Source organism: Mesorhizobium sp. M1328 (genome assembly GCF_040318075.1).
Classification (GTDB): domain Bacteria; phylum Pseudomonadota; class Alphaproteobacteria; order Rhizobiales; family Rhizobiaceae; genus Mesorhizobium.
Genome location: NZ_JAMYLO010000001.1, coordinates 732,799 through 749,960 on the forward strand (window position 1 = coordinate 732,799; position 17,162 = coordinate 749,960).

Genomic DNA, 17,162 nt, shown 5'->3' on the forward strand with positions numbered 1-17,162 from the left:
GGAGGTATATACTAGCTGCCATTGGCTCTGATAGCGTTTCGAGGTTAGCTACCCGCAGGAGCCCGCAGCTTTGACCGCAGTGCCCGATGTCGAGTTTCGCGGGGTCACCAAACGCTACGGCAGCGTGACCGCGGTCAGCGGCATCGATCTTGTCATCCCGCCGTCTGCCTTTGTCGCCTTACTCGGGCCGTCCGGCTGCGGCAAGACAACCTGCTTGCGCATGATCGGCGGCTTCGAACAGCCAAGCGAAGGTGTGGTATTCATCCGTGGCCGCGACATGGCCGGCACGCCGCCCTATCGGCGGCCGGTCAACATGGTGTTCCAGCAATATGCGTTGTTTCCGCATCTGGATGTGGAGGACAACGTCGCCTATGGCCTCCGCCAGGCGCGGCCGCGCCTGTCGTCGCGGGAGATCAGCCTGAAGGCAGGCGAGGCGCTAGCCATGGTTCGGCTTGCCGGCTATGGACGCCGCAAGATCCATGAGCTTTCCGGCGGCCAGCAGCAGCGTGTCGCCCTGGCGCGGGCGCTGGTCAACAAGCCGGCGGTGCTGCTGCTCGACGAGCCCCTGGCGGCGCTCGACAAGAAGCTGCGCACCGACATGCAGATAGAGCTGCAGAATCTGCAGCGCGAGATCGGCATCACCTTCGTCTTGGTCACCCACGATCAGGAAGAGGCACTGTCGATGAGCGATTTCGTCTGCGTCATGAATGGCGGGCGCATCGTCCAGCTTGGGCAGCCGAGCGAAATCTATGACGAACCCGCCGACCTCTTCGTCGCCGACTTCGTCGGCAAGACCAATCTCTTGAGCGGCAAGGTCGTCGGGCTCTCGGGCAAGCTCGTCGAGGTGGCGCTTGCCGACGGCACTGTCATTGCAGCGCGCAAGCGGACTCCGCTAGCTCAGGGTGAAGCCGTTTCGGTCAGCCTGCGCCCTGAATCGCTAAGCCTCGGCGCGCCCGGAAGCGGCCGGCTGAACGGGCTTGTCCGCAACCGGATCTTTCTCGGTTCGACCGCGGAATATGCAATCGAGGTCCAGGGCATCGGGACACTGCTCGCCAAGGCCGATCATCTGGTCGGCGGTGGAAATCTCTTCAAGCCGGGTGAACCCGTCGCCGTCGGCTTTACAGCCGGAACGCCGCTGGCGTTTCCGGAGAATAACGGGACCAACCAGTGGGAAAACAAAAATGTCGAAATCGTATCGTGACGGACTGCCGATAAGCCCTGAAAAATTCGTCGACCAGTTGATGCGCCTCAAGCGCGGTTCCATCGGCCGCCGCGAGTTCCTTGGCCTTACCGGCCTTGGTCTCGCTACCGCGGTAATGGCCCGCGAACTCGGCATCATGCCGTCGCCAGCCTTCGCCCAGGAGGGGCTTGGCGACCGCATGTCGATTGCCACCTGGCCCAATTATCACGACCCGGCGACGTTCGAGAATTTCAAGGCCGAGACCGGTGTTGCCGTCGAGGTCAACGTGTTCGGGTCAAACGAGGAGATGCTGGCCAAGCTGCAGGCCGGCGCCTCGGGCTGGAGCCTTTTCGTTCCGACCAACTACACGATCTCGACTTACAAGAAGCTTGGCATCATCGAAGCGCTGGATATGGCCAAGCTTGCCAATTATGACGGCTCGCAAGAAGACCCGCGCTTCACTGGGGAAGGCACCATCGACGGCGTGACCTACGCTGTGCCGAAGAATTGGGGCACCACCGGCTTTGCCGTCAACACCAAGAAACTGGCCAAGCCGATGACGAGCTGGAAGGAATTCTGGGACACGGCCATGGCGGAGGGCGACGGCCGGACCATGGTTCATGATTACCAGCTGACCACGATCGGCAACGCGCTGAAATATTTCGGCTTCTCGTTCAACTCGCTGAAGCCGGACGAACTCGCCAAGGCGGAGGAATTGCTGCTGAAGGTCAAGCCGCATCTGTTCGCGGTCTCCAGCGACTACCAGCCGTCGATGCGTGCCGGCGACGCCTGGATGACGATGTGCTGGACCAATGACGGGGCGCAGCTCCACCGCGACATCCCCGAAATCGCCTATGTGCTTGGCAAGGAAGGCGGCGAGATCTGGACCGACTTCTACGCAATCCCCAAGGATGCGCCCAACAAGCCTGCCGGTTATGCCTTGCTCAACTATTTGATGAACCCGAAAGTCGCGGTCAAGGAGCACCTGGCCAATGGTGCGCCTTCCACCGATGCGCGGGTCAATGCGCTGCTGCCCAAGGAGGTGCTGGAAAATCCGATCCTCTATCCGGCGGCGGATCTGCTGAAGCCACTCGAATTCGGTGCAGCCGCGACCTTGACCGATCCGGGCCGGGCCGAATTGATGGCACGCTTCAAGTCGGCTTGACCGGGGCGGACCATAGGTCCGATGCAGGCAACTCCCCCGGCGGGCAGATGTCCGCCGGCACCGGGGCGGTTTTTTCAATGCGCAGCAATGTTTTTCGTCACAATCTCCTGACCGCCCTGCTGCTCGGTCCGGCGACCGCGTGGCTGTTGGTGTTTTTAGTTTTGCCGTTCGTCGCGATCACCGTCTTCAGTGTCGGCGAGCGGGCGCCGGAAGGCGGATATCAGGCCGCTTTCACCTTGGCGCAGTATGCCAATCTTCCGGCGCGGGCGACCGCCTTCTGGAACACCATGGTGCTGGCGCCGGCGGGTGCACTGGCCTGCCTTCTCGTTGCCTATCCGGCCGCCTATTACCTCGCTTTGCGCGCGCCGGAACGGTGGCGACTGATCCTGCTGGCGCTTGTCGTCATCCCGTTCTGGACCAGCCTGCTGATGCGAACCTATGCCTGGATGTATGTGCTTGGCGGGCGTGGCATCCCGGCTCTGCTGGCCTATGTCGGGGTCGAGGACGTGCGGCTGATCAACACGCCGGGAGCGGTTCTGCTCGGCATCGTCTATGGTTACCTACCGCTGATGATCCTGCCGATTTATGTTAGCCTCGAGCGGCTCGACCGCCGGCTGCTGGAGGCCTCCGCCGATCTCGGCGCGACGCCGCTCTCGACATTCCTCGGCGTGACGCTGCGGCTCTCTTTGCCGGGTGTGATGACCGGCTTCTCGCTGGTCATTATCCTGCTGCTCGGCGAATATCTGATCCCGACACTGCTCGGCGGCGGCAAGGTCTTCTTCATCGGCAACGCGCTGGTCGATCTGTTCCTGCAATCGCGCAACTGGCCATTCGGGTCGGCAATCGCCATCACGCTTGTGGCGGTTTCCGTGGTCGTGCTGCTTGCCGCGAACCGCATTTCGACCCGGCTTTCGGGTGCCCGCCGGGTGGACCTGATCTGATGCGTGCCTTCGTCGTTGCGGTCTTCGCCTTTCTCTACCTGCCGATCGCGCTGGTGGTGCTGTTCTCATTCAACGCCGGCCACCACGCCAGCGAGTTCACCGGCTTCTCGGTGCAGTGGTACGGCAAGGCACTGGCAAACCCTTTCCTGGTCGAAGCGCTGAAGAACAGCCTGTTCATCGCCACGACCAGCGCCTTGCTGGCGGCACTCTGCGGCACGGCGGCGGCGCTAGGCCTGGCGCGTGTTGGCGCCCGAACACGAGCCGTCTTCGATGCCCTCCTGGGGGCTGCGATCGTCGTTCCGGGCGTGGTCATCGGCATCTCGACACTGGTCGCGCTGGTCCAGCTGTTTGGGCTCGTCAACCCGTTTGTCGCTTCGCTGTGGCCGAACGACCAGCCACCGCGCCTGGCGCTTGGCTATGGCTCGATCATCGCCGCGCACGGGCTGTTTTCGATGGCGCTGGTGGCGATGATTGTCGGCACGCGCCTCGGCAGCCTCGACCGCAACCTGGTCGAGGCCTCGAGCGACCTCTATGCCACCCCGCTGACGACGTTCCGCAGCATCGTGTTGCCGCAGATCATGCCGGCGGTAATCGCCGGCTTCCTGCTCGCCTTCACATTCTCCTTCGACGATTTCATCGTCGCTTTCTTCGTCGCCGGCGCACAGACGACATTGCCGATCTATGTCTTTGCCTCGATCCGGCGCGGGGTCACGCCGGAGATCAATGCCATCGCGACGATCGTGCTTGTCGCCTCCGTTCTGCTCGTGGTGCTTGCCCGATGGCAACTGCGGCAACGAAAACCATCACACTGAAAGATAAAAAACATGATTCTGAGAGATCGCATCGCCGTGGTGACGGGTGCCGGGTCGGGGATCGGGCGTGCCGGCGCCATGATGATGGCCAGGGAAGGCGCGCTCGTGGTGATCGCCGACAGGGACCAGGCGGCGGGGGAAGCAACCGCTTCCGACATTCGTGCGGCCGGCGGTCGGGCCGAGGCAGTCGCCACCGATGTCGGCGAGGATGCGGCGGTCGAGCAGCTCATTGCAGGAACGCTGGGCCGGCATCGGCGGATCGACATCCTGCACAATCATGCCGGGATCCAGGTCGGCGGCACGCTGACCGAAGTCGGCGCCGACGGCATGGATGCCTCCTGGCGGATCAATGTGCGGGCGCAGTTCCTCGCGGCCAGGCTGGTCATGCCGTCGATGATCGCGCAAGGCGGCGGGGTGATCCTGAATACCGCCTCGAATTCGGGTGTGTTCTACGACCGCGAAATGATCGCCTACGCAACGTCAAAACATGCAGTGGTGGCGATGACCCGGCAGATGTCGCTCGACTATGCCAAACACAATGTCCGCATCAACGCGCTGTGCCCCGGCTGGGTCGATACGCCCTTCAACGAACCGTTCATCACGCAGATGGGCGGGCGGGCGGCGATCGAAAACTATGTCCGCACCAAGATCCCCATGCAGCGCTGGGCCAGCGCGGAGGAAATCGCCGAAGCGATCCTGTTCCTCGTCTCCGACCGCTCGTCCTTCATGACCGGCCAGGCGCTGGTGATCGACGGTGGCGAAAGCGTCGGCTGATCCGCCGCTCCCCGCATTTAGGAGCGGAAGATATCCTCTTGGCCTAACGGCCGGCGGCGAGATGTGCTTTCGTCTCAAGGAGAATGCGGCCAACATGGCTGGGCCGGGAGCAGAAATCGTCAGCGCAAAAGGGAAGGCTTCATAATGGCCGAGGCCTATATCTGCGACTACATCCGCACGCCGATAGGACGCTTCGGCGGTTCGTTGTCTGCGGTCCGCGCCGACGATCTTGGCGCGATCCCTCTGAAGGCGCTGGTCGAGCGCAATCCCGGCGTCGACTGGGCTGCCATTGACGACGTCGTCTATGGCTGCGCCAATCAGGCCGGCGAGGACAATCGCAATGTGGCGCGCATGGCGTTGCTGTTGGCCGGCCTGCCCAAGGAGGTTCCCGGCTCGACAGTCAATCGCCTCTGCGGTTCGGGAATGGATGCAGTGATGATTGCCGCCCGCGCCATCAAGGCCGGCGAGGCGGAGCTGATGATATCAGGCGGCGTCGAATCGATGAGCCGTGCTCCGTTTGTCATGCCGAAGGCGGAAACCGCCTTTTCGCGCAATGCCGAGATTTACGACACCACGATCGGCTGGCGCTTCGTCAATCCGCTGATGAAGAAGCAATACGGCGTCGATTCGATGCCTGAGACCGGCGAGAACGTGGCGGAAGAGTTCGCGGTCTCCCGCGCGGACCAGGATGCGTTTGCCGTGCGCAGCCAGGACAAGGCGGTCGCCGCACAAGCCAATGGCCGCCTGGCGAAGGAAATCACGCCGGTGACGATCCCGCAGCGCAAGGGCGATCCGGTGGTCGTATCAAAGGACGAGCATCCGCGCGCGGGTACGACCGTCGAAGCGTTGGCCAAGTTGCCGACGCCGTTCCGGCAAGGCGGCACGGTCACGGCCGGCAATGCGTCGGGCGTCAACGACGGCGCGGCGGCGCTGATCGTCGCCTCGGAAGCAGCCGTGAAAAGATACGGGTTGACGCCGATCGCCCGTATCCTCGGCGGTGCCACTGCCGGCGTGGCGCCGCGCATCATGGGCATCGGCCCAGTGCCGGCCACGCAAAAGCTATGTGCCCGGCTCGGCCTGACGCCGCAGCAATTCGACGTCGTCGAGCTCAACGAGGCCTTTGCCTCCCAAGGCATCGCCGTGCTGCGCCAGCTCGGCATCGCCGAAGACGCGGGGCACGTCAACCCGAATGGCGGCGCCATTGCGCTTGGCCATCCCCTCGGCATGTCCGGGGCGCGCATCACCGGCACGGCGGCATTGGAACTGCGCGAACGCGGCGGCCGCTACGGCCTCGCGACCATGTGCATCGGGGTCGGCCAAGGCATTGCGGTGGCGCTCGAGAGATTGTGAGCAAGCGTGGGTTTGCCGGGCCATTTAATGGCGCGTTCCGCCCACTCAAATTTGACCATGTGGACAAAAGCCGGGCACCGCTCCATAGTTCCTTCGCCGATATTCCAGAGAAGAGAGCCGGCTCGACACGGCGCCAATCAGAGGGGCATGCAATGGACAACGGGAAGAGCAGAATCCAATCGAAACGCGAAGGACTTTCGCGCCGCAATGTGCTGGAATTGGGCGCGCTCGGCCTTGCGGCGGCGATGCTGCCGGGCAGCGCCTTCGCTAAGACAAAGAAGCTGAAAGTGGCGGCGATCTTCGCCACGCCGATCGAGGAGCCGTGGGACAACCAGATCCACGTCGCCCTGCAGAAGGCCGAGAAGGAACTCGGCATCGAATACAAATGGTCGGAGAAGGTGCAGACCGCCGATTTCAGCCGTGTCATGCGCGAATATGCGCAAGGCGGCTATGAGCTGGTGCTGGGCGATGCCTTCGCCGCCGAGCGCGAATCGCGCAGGACCGCCAAGCAGTTTCCGAAAACGGCCTTCCTGTTCGGCTCCGGCGCTGGCCCGGCCGAGCCGAATTTCGGCGTTTTTGACAACTGGATCCACGAGCCGGCCTATCTGTCCGGGATGATCGCCGGAAAGATGTCGAAATCGGGCACGATCGGCACCGTCGCGGCGATGGGCATTCCGGAAGTGAACCGGCTGGTCAACGCCTTCTTTGCCGGCGCCAGGGAGGTCAATCCCAACATCAAGAAGAAGGTCGCCTTCATCGGCTCGTTCTTCGATCCGCCAAAGGCAAAGGAAGCGGCCGTCGCCCAGATCGATGCCGGCGTCGACGTCATCTATGCCGAGCGCTTCGGCGTCATCGAAGCGGCGGCGGAGAAGAAGATCCTCGCCATCTCCAACATGTCGGACCAGTCGAGCCTCGGCCCCGACACGGTGATCACCGGGCCGGTCTGGGATATGTATCCGACCGTCGAGCAGGCGATCAAGCTGGTCAAGGCCGGCGTCTTCACGGCGCAGGACTACGGCGATTTCTCGCGCATGGCCAAGGGGGGCTCCTACCTCGCGCCCTACCATAAATTCGACAAGACGCTGCCGGCCGAGGTCAAGGAACTGGTCGAGAAGAAGAAGGCCGAGATCCTCGATGGCAATTTCCGCGTCGACGTGGATGAGAATACGCCGGTCTCGGACTGAGAGATCCCTCCCCCTTGAGGGGAGGGTGGCCCGCAGGGCCGGGTGGGGTCCTCAGCGACGCGCTCCATCGTCTTAAGTCAAAGTCGAGGCAGCTGAGGTGACCCCTCCCGCCTCGCTTCGCTCGGTACCCTCCCCTCAAGGGGAGGGGTATCCGCGCCATCAACCCACCGGGAGCCATCTTGCCCGCCCCTCTCATCGAAATGCGCGGCATCTCCAAGAGCTTTGGCGCCGTCAAGGCGAACGAAGCCGTCGATCTCAGCGTCGCGCCGGGAGAGATCCTCGGGCTGCTCGGCGAAAACGGCGCCGGCAAGACGACGCTGATGAATGTGCTGTTCGGCGCCTATGCGCCTGACGCCGGCGAGATCCTGGTGCAGGGCCGGCCGGTGGCGATCAACAGCTCGGCCGATGCGCTTGCCGCCGGCATCGGCATGGTGCACCAGCATTTTCATCTCGCATCGCGGCTTTCGGTGCTGGAAAACCTCTTGATCGGCATTCCCGGCAGATCGGGCCGGATCGACCGGCCCGGCGGGCTGGCGCGGCTTGCCGAGATCGGCCGCCAGCACGGGCTGACGCTCGACCCGGACCTCCCCGTCGCGGCGCTGTCGGTGGGCGAGCAACAGCGGCTCGAGATCGTCAAGGCACTGTTTCGCGGCGCAAGGCTGCTGATCCTCGACGAGCCGACAGCGGTGCTGGCGCCAACCGAGGTCGACGGACTGTTTTCGGCGCTGCGCTCTATGGCGGCACAGGGGCTCGGCATCATCTTCATCTCGCACAAGCTCAACGAGGTGCGGGCGCTGACGCATCGCTGCGTCGTGCTCAGGCACGGGCGCGTTGCCGGCCGCGTCGATGCGCCGGCCAGCACGACATCTTCGGAGATGGCGCGGCTGATGTGCGGCCACGAGATCGTGCCGCCGGCCAGGGGGCCATCGACGCCGGGTGCGGCGGTACTGACGCTCGACGGCATCTCGACATCGCAGCATTCCGGCATGGCGCTGCGCGACGTGTCGCTGTCTGTACGTGGCGGCGAGATCCTTGGCATCGCCGGCGTCTCCGGCAATGGCCAGCGCGCGCTTGCCGAGGTTATCTCCGGCGTGCGAGCGCCCGATGCGGGACAGATGACGATAGCCGGCAAAGCAGTTTCGCGGTTCTCGCCGCGCGACGTGCAGGCGCTCGGCCTCGGCCGCATCCCGGAAGACCGTATGACGACAGGGCTGGTCACCAATCTGCCGCTCGCCGATTCCATGGTGCTGCCGCGCATCGGCACGGCGGCGTTCAGCCGCAACGGCCTGCTCAAGCCGGATGCGATCCGCGCCTTCGCCGAGGCGCAGATCAAGGCCTACGATATACGTTGCCCCGGGCCGATGACGCGCGCCGGGGCGCTTTCCGGCGGCAATCTGCAAAAGGCGCTTCTGGCGCGCGAACTCGCCTTCGATCCGAAGGTGCTGGTTGTTTCGCAGCCGACTCGCGGCCTCGATATCGGCGCCGCGCGCTTCATCCACGAAAAATTCCTCGACATGCGCGCCAAGGGCTGCGGCATCATCGTTATCGGCGAGGATCTGGAAGAGTTGCTGATGCTCTCGGATCGTATCGCGGTGATGTATGAGGGCCGCATCGTCAGCACGCTGGACAGCGCCGATGCCAGCGTTGCCAGACTCGGGTTGATGATGACTGGGGCGGAGGGAAAGGCTTGATGTTCCGTCTCGAGGCCCGCACCTCAACGCCCACCTGGTTCAATCTGGCGCTGCCGCTGCTCGCCATCGGGGCGGCGCTGATCCTGTGCAGCGGCCTGATCGCATTGGCCGGCGCCGGTGTCGTTGAGGCCTACGGCGTGATGTTTTCGGCGTCGCTGGGCGACAGCTATGCCATCACCGAAACGCTGGTGCGTGCCACTCCGATGATCTTCACCGGGCTTGCCGTGGCGGTCGCCTTCCGCGCCAAATTCTGGAACATCGGCGCCGAAGGACAATTGCTGGCCGGTGCGGTGGCGAGCTGTGCCGTCGGCGCCAGCCCGATGCCGGGTCCGCTCGCCATGCTGCTGATGGCGCTGGCGGGCGCCGCCGCCGGCGCGGCCGTCGCCCTGATCCCTGCGACGCTGCGGGTGAAATTCAGGGTCGATGACGTGGTCAGCTCGCTGCTGCTCAATTCGGTCATTTTCTACGCACTGATGGCGCTGATCGAGGGGCCATGGAAGGATAGTTTCAGCGGCTACCCGATCTCGCCGCCGATTGAGGATACGGCCAATTTTCCGGTGCTGCTCGAAGGCACGCGGCTGCATCTCGGCGTCGTCGCGGCGCTGGTCGCAGCACCCCTGATCTGGTTCGTGGTCGCGCGTACGACGCTCGGCTTCCGCATCAGGGTCATCGGCGAAAACCCCGAGGCGGCACGCTATGGCGGCATCAATGTCGAGCGGGTGCTGATTTCGACGGCGCTGCTGTCTGGCGCATTGGCCGGCCTTGCGGGCGTCGGCGAGGTCGGCGGCGTGCATTTCCAGGTGATGAGCGACATCTCGCCGGGCTATGGCTATTCCGGCATCGTCGTCGCCATGCTGGCGAGGCTCAATCCGCTCGGCGTGGTGCCGGCGGCGATTTTCCTTGCCGCGGTGATGACCGGCGCCGAGGCGATGTCGCGGGCGACCGGCGTTCCGGCCTTCCTCAGCGACGTTATTCAGGGAACGGCGCTGCTCGCCATGCTGGTGGCGCTGCTGTTCACCGCCTATCGCCTCCGCCGCGTGGGAACAGCCAAATGAGCGCGGTGCTGGAGCAGATATTCCAGGTCGGCTTCCTGGCCGCGATTATCCGCATCGCCACGCCGCTTGCCTTCGCGACGCTGGGCGAAATGTTTTCCGAACGCGCCGGGGTGCTTAATCTCGGTATCGAAGGCATCATGCTTTTGTCGGCAATGACCGGCTTCACCGCGGCGAGCCTCAGCGGCAGCCTCTGGCTTGGCGTGCTAGCGGCGGTGCTGACCGGGGCGCTGATGGGCGCCGTGCACGCGCTGTTCACGGTGGCGCTCGGCCTCAGCCAGCATGTCTGCGGCATCGGCGTGACGCTGTTCTCGTCGGGCCTTGCCTATTTCCTCTACCGGCTGATCTTCGGCCAGCAATCGGTGCCACCGAACATCAAGGGGTTCGAGACGCTGCCGATCCCGATCCTGTCCGGCATTCCGGTGCTTGGGCCGGCGGTGTTCAACCAGTTTTCGCTGGTCTACATGGCGATGCTGTCTATTCCCCTGGCCGCCGTCGTGCTCTACCGCACACCGTGGGGCCTGTCGGTTCGCATGGTCGGTGAAAACCCGCGGGCCGCCGATTCGGCAGGCGTCAGCGTCATCGCTACGCGCTTCCAGGCGGTGATTCTCGGCGGTGCCTTGATGGGGCTGGCCGGTGCCTTCCTGTCGATGGCGCAGTTCAACGCGTTCACCTTCGGCGTGGTTTCGGGGCGGGGCTGGGTGGCAATCGCACTCGTCGTTTTCGGCCGCTGGGATCCGTGGCGATCGGCAGGCGCGGCACTGCTGTTTGCCTTCGTCGACGCCTTGCAGTTGCGCATGCAAGCGAGTGGGCTCGGACACATTCCTTACGAGGCGTTCCTGATGCTGCCGTTCATCTTCACCATCGTCGCTATGGCGGTGATGTCGCGCAATGCGGTAGCCCCGTCGGCGCTGCTCAAGCCGTTCCGGCGCGAAGAGCGGTAGCGGCGCTTCGCCTTTCACATCGCGGTGAAGCCGTTGTCGACGAACAGATGGGCGCCGTTGACGAAGCTGGCCTCGTCGCTGGCCAGGAACAGGGCTGCCTTCGCGACCTCTTCCGGCTCGCCGATCCGTCCTTGTTGCGCCGCCATTGCCGCGTCGGAGACATCGACGCCGAGTTTGTCGAGATCGGCGACCTCGCGCAGGCCATGCGGTGTCCTGATGAAGCCTGGACAGACCGCATTGCAGCGGATGTTGCGGTCGCGGAACTCGACGGCAATGGCGCGCGCGAACATGTGGCAGGCACCCTTGGTAGTGTCGTAAAGCACCTCCATCGGCGTTGCCGCCACCGCCGAGATCGACGAGGTGCAGACGATGGAACCGCCGCCGGCGGCGATCATGCCGGGCAGCACGGCGCGCGTCATCAGGAACATCGAACGCACATTGACGGCATGCAGCCAGTCCCATTCCTGCAGCGTGGTCTCCAGGAAGGGCTTGATGACGATGGTGCCGGCGTGGTTGAACAGAACCGTGACCGGGCCGAATTTTTCCGTCGCGCCCGTCACCGCCGCTTCGACCTGCGCCTCATCCGATACGTCGGCGACCCAGTGCTCGGCGACATGGCCGCGTTCCCTGATTGCCGCTGAGGTGGCGGCAGCCGCTTCGCCGTTGCGGTCGATGATCGCCACCTTGGCGCCCTCGGCCGCGAAAAGCTCCGAGGCCGCACCGCCCATGCCCGTCGCGCCGCCCGAAATGATGGCGACCTTGCCGGCCAGTCTTGTGCCCATCTTTTGCTCCCTGCTGCCTTGCCGTGACGTCCCGGCTTTCCGCTGAAGCAGCGATGCTATCCTTCGTCCATTGGATCGCCAAGGAGCCACAGACACGTGGACCTGACATTTTCTGCCGTCATCCCGGCGTGCCTCAAAAGGCAGCGCTAAGCAGTAAAAGCACTAAGTTGTCCGCCGTTTGGAGAAAATTGTTCTAAGGATCGCGCGAAAATAGCACTCGACAAAGTCTACTGATTTTATAGATTAAGCGCCGAGACGGAGGTCGATATGTCCTATAGCCAGAACGCTCAGACTGCCCGCAAAGGCCAAAGGCTGGGTTCCGACCAGGTGTGGCGGCCGGCCTACGCCGGCGCTTTCGCCTATCTCGTCTTTGCCCTTGCGTTTGTATTCACCGGGGCAGTGGTACTGGGGCTGATCCCCTGATTGTCAAGGCTCTGATCATCGAGGCTTCCTCGGGATAGCGGCCTGCCGTTTGCAGAAATTCCGGAGTTGATGAACCGAATGCCGGTGCGCTTTTGCGCGCCCTGATTCCAACGTGATGGAGGAGATGGCAATGCCGATCGAGTTCACGCATGTTCCCGGTAAGATCCACGCTGCCGACGCCAGCTTTTTCTATGACTTTGTCGAGACCGCGACGAAGCTGTCACTGATCGAGGATGCCGGATTCCAGAGGATCGTCATCGACGACCAGGCCGGGCTGCTGACCAATATGGACCTTGCCGCCCAGACGCTGGACCGTACCTCCTCCCTGGAGGTCGTGCTCACGCATTGGGCGGGCGTGATCGAACCAACCGTGGCGGCGCGGCAGCTTGCTGCCCTCGACCAGAGAAGCGGTGGCCGGCTGTCGCTCAGGATGCTCAGCGAGCCGCTGAGCGACGACGATGCCGAGGCACGTCCGGCCGGCCATACGGTGGTCTGGCAACGCATCGACGAATATCTGGTGCTGCTGAAGCGGTTGTGGTCGAACGACAGGCCGTTCGACCATGAAGGCGCCTTTTACAGCGTCAAAGGCGGCTATGTGCCGCACAAGGGGCCGCATGGTGCCGACGTGACCATCCGCATGGGCGGGCAGTCGGGCACCGCGCTCAGGGTCGCGGGCAGGCATGCGGATGTGTTCGAGCTGGCGCCGGGCTCGCTTGCAGAAATCCGCCAGTCAATGGAGCGCGTACGCGGCGCTGCCGCCGAACACGGTCGGGCCGGCAAGCTGCGGTTCGCGCTTCCCGTCCGGATCCGTTCGGAAGACAAACCGGCCGCCTCCTGCCAGAAGGTGGTCGAACTTGCCGAGCCGCCGGCGCAGGTCGCGCTGTCGCTGCTTTCCTACGCCGCTTTGGGGATCAAGGAGTTCATGATCGTCGGCGTCGACAGGCCGCGCGAGATTGCGACTGCCGGCCGCGAGGCGATTGCACTGCTGCGCAACTCGCTGGCATGGCGCGAGGCGGATGCCCCTGCGTCAGGGACGTTTGCGTCACGCGCGATACCGGGCCCGCGAGCCGAGTGCTGAAGAGCCACCGTCGTCACGCACCTTGGCTGACGGACCCTACCACCATTCCGGGAAAGCCGCGTGAGCGGCCCTGGCCAGCGTCGGGATTTCCTGATCGGGAACGGAGCTGTAGGGCCAGAGCAGTCGCGGGCCGAGCGGCGCCCAGCCGCCGGCCGCCGCCATCGCCTTGTCGAGTGCTGCATCGCCGACATCGTAACGGGTGCGAAACGGTAGGACATGTGTGGCGAGGAAGGCCTGTATGCGGGCCTCGACCTCGGCAGCGGCGGCCGTGTCGGTGCGGATCATTTGCCACCATCGTACCGCGCCCTTCGGGTTGAGGCAGGCAACGTTGGAATAGCTGCCATGGGCCCCTCCAGCATAGCCTGTTGCCAGCGTGTGGCCGGGGACGAAGACGGAAAATCCGTCCAGTTTGCGACGCATATCGGCATACCAGCCGGCGTCGCCGCCCGGCAGCTTGGCGCCGACCAGCGATGTCACGGCCGCACGCAGCCTGGCGATGGCGTCGAGCGTCAGGCGGCGCTTGGCGTGCGGCGGGTTGTAGAGCACCAGGGGCGTCTCGGGCGCAGCTTCGCAGAGGCCGCCGGCAAAGCGCATGATCTCGTCGTCACTGGGCGGCCACCAGTCGGGCAAGGTGAATTGAGCCGCCGTCGGGCGAAGTGCGGCGACCCGCGTCAGCCGCTCCAGCGCGACGCGCGGATTGGACTGGCTGATGCCGATCTGGAAAGGAAGGCGCGCGCGGCCGGCTATGGTTGCGACCAACTCACAAAGCCGGTCAAATTCGGGCTCGGTCTGGCAATGGAATTCGCAGGCCGTGCCATTGGAATAGACGCCGTCGACGCCTGAGGCGCAGAGCCGGGCGATCGTCTCTTCCGTCGCCTGCCAGTCGATCGCTCCGCGATGGTCGATGGCCAGCATCACTGCGCCCCAGACGCCGCGCGGCGCGTGTGCGGGCAAGCAGGCCAGGTGGTTGTTAAGGTCAGCGTGCACCGGCGATCTCGTGTTCGCGGCGGGTTTCGTTCGACGCAAAGGCAGCCTCGATAATGGCGATGATCTTGCGTGCATAGATACCGTCGACCGGCACCGGCGTGTCGTCGGCAATGGCATCGCGCATTGCGCTCCATTCGCGCACCAGCGCGTTATGCATCCAGTTCGGCTCAAAGGAACCGGGCAGCTCGGTCCAGACCGTCTCGCGGCCAAGCATCGTGCCGCGATCCATGTCGATGCGCAGCGTTCCCCGCTCGCAGACCAGATCCATGGCGTAGGTGGTGGCGCCGGTGCGATAGCCGACGCTCTGCACCTGGCCGATGCCGCCGCCGGCGAAACGCAATCCAAGCAGGGCGCTGTCGTCTGCTTCCTGGTCATGGAACTTGGCGCCGAGCATGCCGCTCACCGACACGACATCGTCATCCATCAGCCAGACGAGGCGGTCGAGCGCGTGGATGCCGGCCGTCAACAGCATGCCGCCGCCGGTCGTCTTGCGCAGATGCCAATCGCGGCGATTGTGCTCCATCCACAGCTTGATGATCCAGCTCGATCCGGCGAGCGGCCGGCCAAGCGCTCCTTCCTCCAGCTTTTCTCTGGCAGCCATGCAGGGCAGGGCGAAATGCATGAGGTGGGCGACCATCAGCTTGACGCCGCTCTCGGCCACGGCGGCATTGATCGCATCGCAGGCGGCCGCCGTCGGCGCCATCGGTTTTTCGAGCAGGATATGCTTGCCGGCCTTTGCAGCGCCGATGGCCATTTCGGCATGGAGATGGTGCGGGCTGGCAATGAGGACCGCGTCGACCTCCTTGTCGTCCAGCAGCCTTCGCCAGTCCGCGTAGCCGCGGCCGCCATGTTCGACGGTGAATTGCTGCAGCGCATCGGCATTTCCACGAGAGGCGGCAACGAGACGAATGCCTCCAACCTCACGGATTGCCCGCGCATGGGCTGCGCCGAAATCGCCGGCGCCGATAATGCCTATTCCAATCATCGTCCTGCCTTTTCATAAGCGGCGTCGATCAGCGACACCGCCGCAACATAATCCTCGATGGACGCGGACGGAGGCGCGTTTCTCGCCAGCCGGTCAAGCGTATCGCGCATGAACAGACGATAGCGCGTTGCCGGCAGCTCGACCGGCAAGTCGACGATTGCCGCATCGTCGAGCGTTGCGCAGATGGCATGGTCGCCATGATCGACCAGGGTCGCATTGGCACTGACGATGCGCCACTCGAAGTCACCGCCGGGGCGCATCGAAGCAAAGGTGTAGCCGGCCTCGACGATGAACAGCGCTCCGGCCTCGTCTTCCAGCACCAGAAGTACGTGATCCTCGACCGGGCCGGGATGGATGCGGTTCGCGATCGAAACGCTTTTCAGGCCGAGCTTGCCGGTTGCGAGGCTGAGTGCCGCGTCGACGCCGTGTATGCCGAGATTCCTCAACGCACCCCCGCCACCAACCGCCGGGTCGAGGACCCAGGCGACACCGTCGGCGATGTAGCGTTGCGGCGGGCCATTGACCAGCCGGAATTGGCAATGTGCCACTGCACCGGCGCGATCTTGCCGGCGCAGCCGTTCAAATGCCGTGACGGCCGGTCCGAAACGGTTGGGCAGGGGAACAGCGACAAAAGCCTGCTGCTGTCTGGCAATCTCGCGCAGCGCTATCAGTTCCCTCGTATGGCTGGCCGCCGGCTTCTCCAGGATCAGCGGTATCCCTGCCTCGATGATCGCGCGTGCCCGCGCCGGCACCATCGAAGGGTGCCCCATCAACAGGATCACATCCGGCGGGCTGGAGAGTATCTCCGCGAAATCTTCGATAAACGGCAGGTCGCGGTTCGCGGCGAACGCATGCGCTTGGCCAGGATCCTCGTCCCAGATGCCGGCGATCTCCGCACCGTAAAAGCGTGCGGCGTCGAGGTGCATTTCGGCGTGCCAGTGGCTCGAGCCGGCGAGGGCAATCTTCATTCGGAGGCAGCAGGTTTGTTATGGGCTTGCAGGATATCCTACAAGTAGCTATACGACAAGCGGCGGGCAGGCTAATCCGGCGGACGATGAAAGCAGTGGGATGGCGGAATTGAAGTCGATCGAACCGTTGAGCAGACCGCCGCTCCTTCACGTCACCGTGCAGGAAAGCCTCAGGGCCTATATCGAAAGCAACCAGCTCAAGGCCGGCGATCCCTTGCCGCCGGAGACGTTCCTGGCGCAGCGGCTCGGCGTCGGCCGCAACTCCGTGCGGGAAGCCATCAAGGCGCTGGAATCGATCGGCATCCTGGAGACGCGACGCGGCATCGGCGTGTTCGTCAAGGAGTTCTCGTTCAAGCCGCTGCTGGATAACCTGGCATACGGTTTGCAGGATTCGCTGCGCGACGTCGAAGAGCTGCGCGAAATCCGTCGCGTGCTGGAAACCGGCCTCATCGCCAAGACGATCGAGATGATCAGCGCCGAGGACATCGAGGCGCTGCGCCAGTTGACCGAGCGCATGCGGCAACGTGCCGAGCGCCATGAGAGCTTCGCCGAAGAGGACCAGCAATTCCATCAGCTGCTGTTCCGCTGCCAGAACAATCACATGCTGAGCGCGCTGATCGACATCTTCTGGATAGCGTTCAACAAGGCCTCGAATTTCACCAATCTCGACAATCCGACGCCGCTGGCGACATGGCGCGACCATCACGAGATCGTCGAGGCTGTCGCCGCCAAGGATGTCGACCAGGCGCGTGGGCGGCTCGACGACCATTACCGGGGAATCCAGCAGGTTATCGCCAAAAACCGAGCAAGCTGAAGAACAACCTGACTATGCCAAGGGAGGAAACC

The 17,162-nt window shown here is 64.1% G+C and carries 17 protein-coding genes; 13 read left to right on the top strand and 4 right to left on the bottom strand.

Translation table 11 applies throughout. The features are described 5' to 3' along the window. Nucleotides 1-70 precede the first annotated feature (70 nt). From NKH23_RS03670 to NKH23_RS03715, 10 genes are all read left to right on the top strand, one after another. Nucleotides 71-1,201 carry an ABC transporter ATP-binding protein gene (locus NKH23_RS03670; protein ID WP_352912953.1) on the top strand — a complete coding sequence of 377 codons (1,131 nt, stop codon included), beginning with the start codon at nucleotides 71-73 and terminating at the stop codon, nucleotides 1,199-1,201. Continuing rightward, a complete protein-coding gene (locus tag NKH23_RS03675) occupies nucleotides 1,182-2,345 on the top strand; it encodes an ABC transporter substrate-binding protein (protein ID WP_353024815.1) in 1,164 nt (387 codons plus the stop codon). The genes NKH23_RS03670 and NKH23_RS03675 overlap by 20 nt, the downstream gene beginning before the upstream one ends. 77 nt (nucleotides 2,346-2,422) lie before the next feature. Then, nucleotides 2,423-3,286, top strand: coding sequence for an ABC transporter permease (locus NKH23_RS03680; protein ID WP_352912952.1), 864 nt, complete (start codon nucleotides 2,423-2,425; stop codon nucleotides 3,284-3,286). Next, nucleotides 3,286-4,098: an ABC transporter permease gene (locus NKH23_RS03685; RefSeq protein ID WP_352912951.1), complete on the top strand. Its 813-nt coding sequence runs from the start codon at nucleotides 3,286-3,288 to the stop codon at nucleotides 4,096-4,098. The genes NKH23_RS03680 and NKH23_RS03685 overlap by 1 nt, the downstream gene beginning before the upstream one ends. A 12-nt stretch (nucleotides 4,099-4,110) precedes the next feature. Continuing rightward, nucleotides 4,111-4,872 carry an SDR family NAD(P)-dependent oxidoreductase gene (locus tag NKH23_RS03690; protein WP_352912950.1) on the top strand — a complete coding sequence of 254 codons (762 nt, stop codon included), beginning with the start codon at nucleotides 4,111-4,113 and terminating at the stop codon, nucleotides 4,870-4,872. A 144-nt stretch (nucleotides 4,873-5,016) separates the two neighbouring features. Next, a complete protein-coding gene (gene pcaF, locus NKH23_RS03695) occupies nucleotides 5,017-6,222 on the top strand; it encodes a 3-oxoadipyl-CoA thiolase (RefSeq protein ID WP_352912949.1) in 1,206 nt (401 codons plus the stop codon). 152 nt (nucleotides 6,223-6,374) lie between these two features. Next, entirely contained in the window at nucleotides 6,375-7,406 is a 1,032-nt protein-coding gene (locus NKH23_RS03700) for a BMP family protein (protein WP_352912948.1), read from the top strand. A gap of 179 nt (nucleotides 7,407-7,585) precedes the next feature. After that, on the top strand, nucleotides 7,586-9,097 hold the full coding sequence (locus tag NKH23_RS03705; protein ID WP_502908311.1) for an ABC transporter ATP-binding protein: 1,512 nt from the start codon (nucleotides 7,586-7,588) through the stop codon (nucleotides 9,095-9,097). Next, nucleotides 9,097-10,152, top strand: a complete 1,056-nt coding sequence (locus NKH23_RS03710) for an ABC transporter permease (protein WP_352912947.1) — start codon at nucleotides 9,097-9,099, stop codon at nucleotides 10,150-10,152. Before NKH23_RS03705 ends, NKH23_RS03710 begins: the two co-directional genes overlap by 1 nt. Beyond that, nucleotides 10,149-11,093, top strand: coding sequence for an ABC transporter permease (locus tag NKH23_RS03715; protein ID WP_352718417.1), 945 nt, complete (start codon nucleotides 10,149-10,151; stop codon nucleotides 11,091-11,093). Before NKH23_RS03710 ends, NKH23_RS03715 begins: the two co-directional genes overlap by 4 nt. A gap of 14 nt (nucleotides 11,094-11,107) precedes the next feature. Here NKH23_RS03715 and NKH23_RS03720 read toward each other — a convergent pair whose 3' ends face one another. After that, nucleotides 11,108-11,875, bottom strand: coding sequence for an SDR family NAD(P)-dependent oxidoreductase (locus tag NKH23_RS03720; protein ID WP_352912945.1), 768 nt, complete (start codon nucleotides 11,873-11,875; stop codon nucleotides 11,108-11,110). A 267-nt stretch (nucleotides 11,876-12,142) separates the two neighbouring features. Here NKH23_RS03720 and NKH23_RS03725 point away from each other — a divergent pair, with 267 nt between their 5' ends. Together NKH23_RS03725 and NKH23_RS03730 are read left to right on the top strand one after the other, a co-directional pair. Next, nucleotides 12,143-12,298, top strand: a complete 156-nt coding sequence (locus NKH23_RS03725) for a hypothetical protein (protein WP_023678176.1) — start codon at nucleotides 12,143-12,145, stop codon at nucleotides 12,296-12,298. 130 nt (nucleotides 12,299-12,428) lie between these two features. Then, nucleotides 12,429-13,376 (top strand): LLM class flavin-dependent oxidoreductase, encoded by a 948-nt coding sequence (locus tag NKH23_RS03730; protein WP_352912944.1) that lies wholly within the window; start codon nucleotides 12,429-12,431, stop codon nucleotides 13,374-13,376. A gap of 36 nt (nucleotides 13,377-13,412) precedes the next feature. Here NKH23_RS03730 and NKH23_RS03735 read toward each other — a convergent pair whose 3' ends face one another. Genes NKH23_RS03735 through NKH23_RS03745 form a run of 3 tightly spaced genes read right to left on the bottom strand, consistent with a single transcriptional unit; the run spans nucleotide 13,413 to nucleotide 16,316 of the window. Further along, nucleotides 13,413-14,363 (bottom strand): dihydrodipicolinate synthase family protein, encoded by a 951-nt coding sequence (locus NKH23_RS03735; RefSeq protein WP_352912943.1) that lies wholly within the window; start codon nucleotides 14,361-14,363, stop codon nucleotides 13,413-13,415. After that, nucleotides 14,353-15,348, bottom strand: a complete 996-nt coding sequence (locus tag NKH23_RS03740; protein WP_352912942.1) for a Gfo/Idh/MocA family protein — start codon at nucleotides 15,346-15,348, stop codon at nucleotides 14,353-14,355. Before NKH23_RS03740 ends, NKH23_RS03735 begins: the two co-directional genes overlap by 11 nt. Further along, on the bottom strand, nucleotides 15,345-16,316 hold the full coding sequence (locus tag NKH23_RS03745; RefSeq protein WP_352912941.1) for a Gfo/Idh/MocA family protein: 972 nt from the start codon (nucleotides 16,314-16,316) through the stop codon (nucleotides 15,345-15,347). The genes NKH23_RS03740 and NKH23_RS03745 overlap by 4 nt, the downstream gene beginning before the upstream one ends. A 100-nt stretch (nucleotides 16,317-16,416) precedes the next feature. On the opposite strand from NKH23_RS03745, the gene NKH23_RS03750 reads away from it, so the two are divergent. Continuing rightward, nucleotides 16,417-17,130: a FadR/GntR family transcriptional regulator gene (locus NKH23_RS03750; RefSeq protein ID WP_352669398.1), complete on the top strand. Its 714-nt coding sequence runs from the start codon at nucleotides 16,417-16,419 to the stop codon at nucleotides 17,128-17,130. The last annotated feature ends 32 nt before the right edge of the window (nucleotides 17,131-17,162 follow it).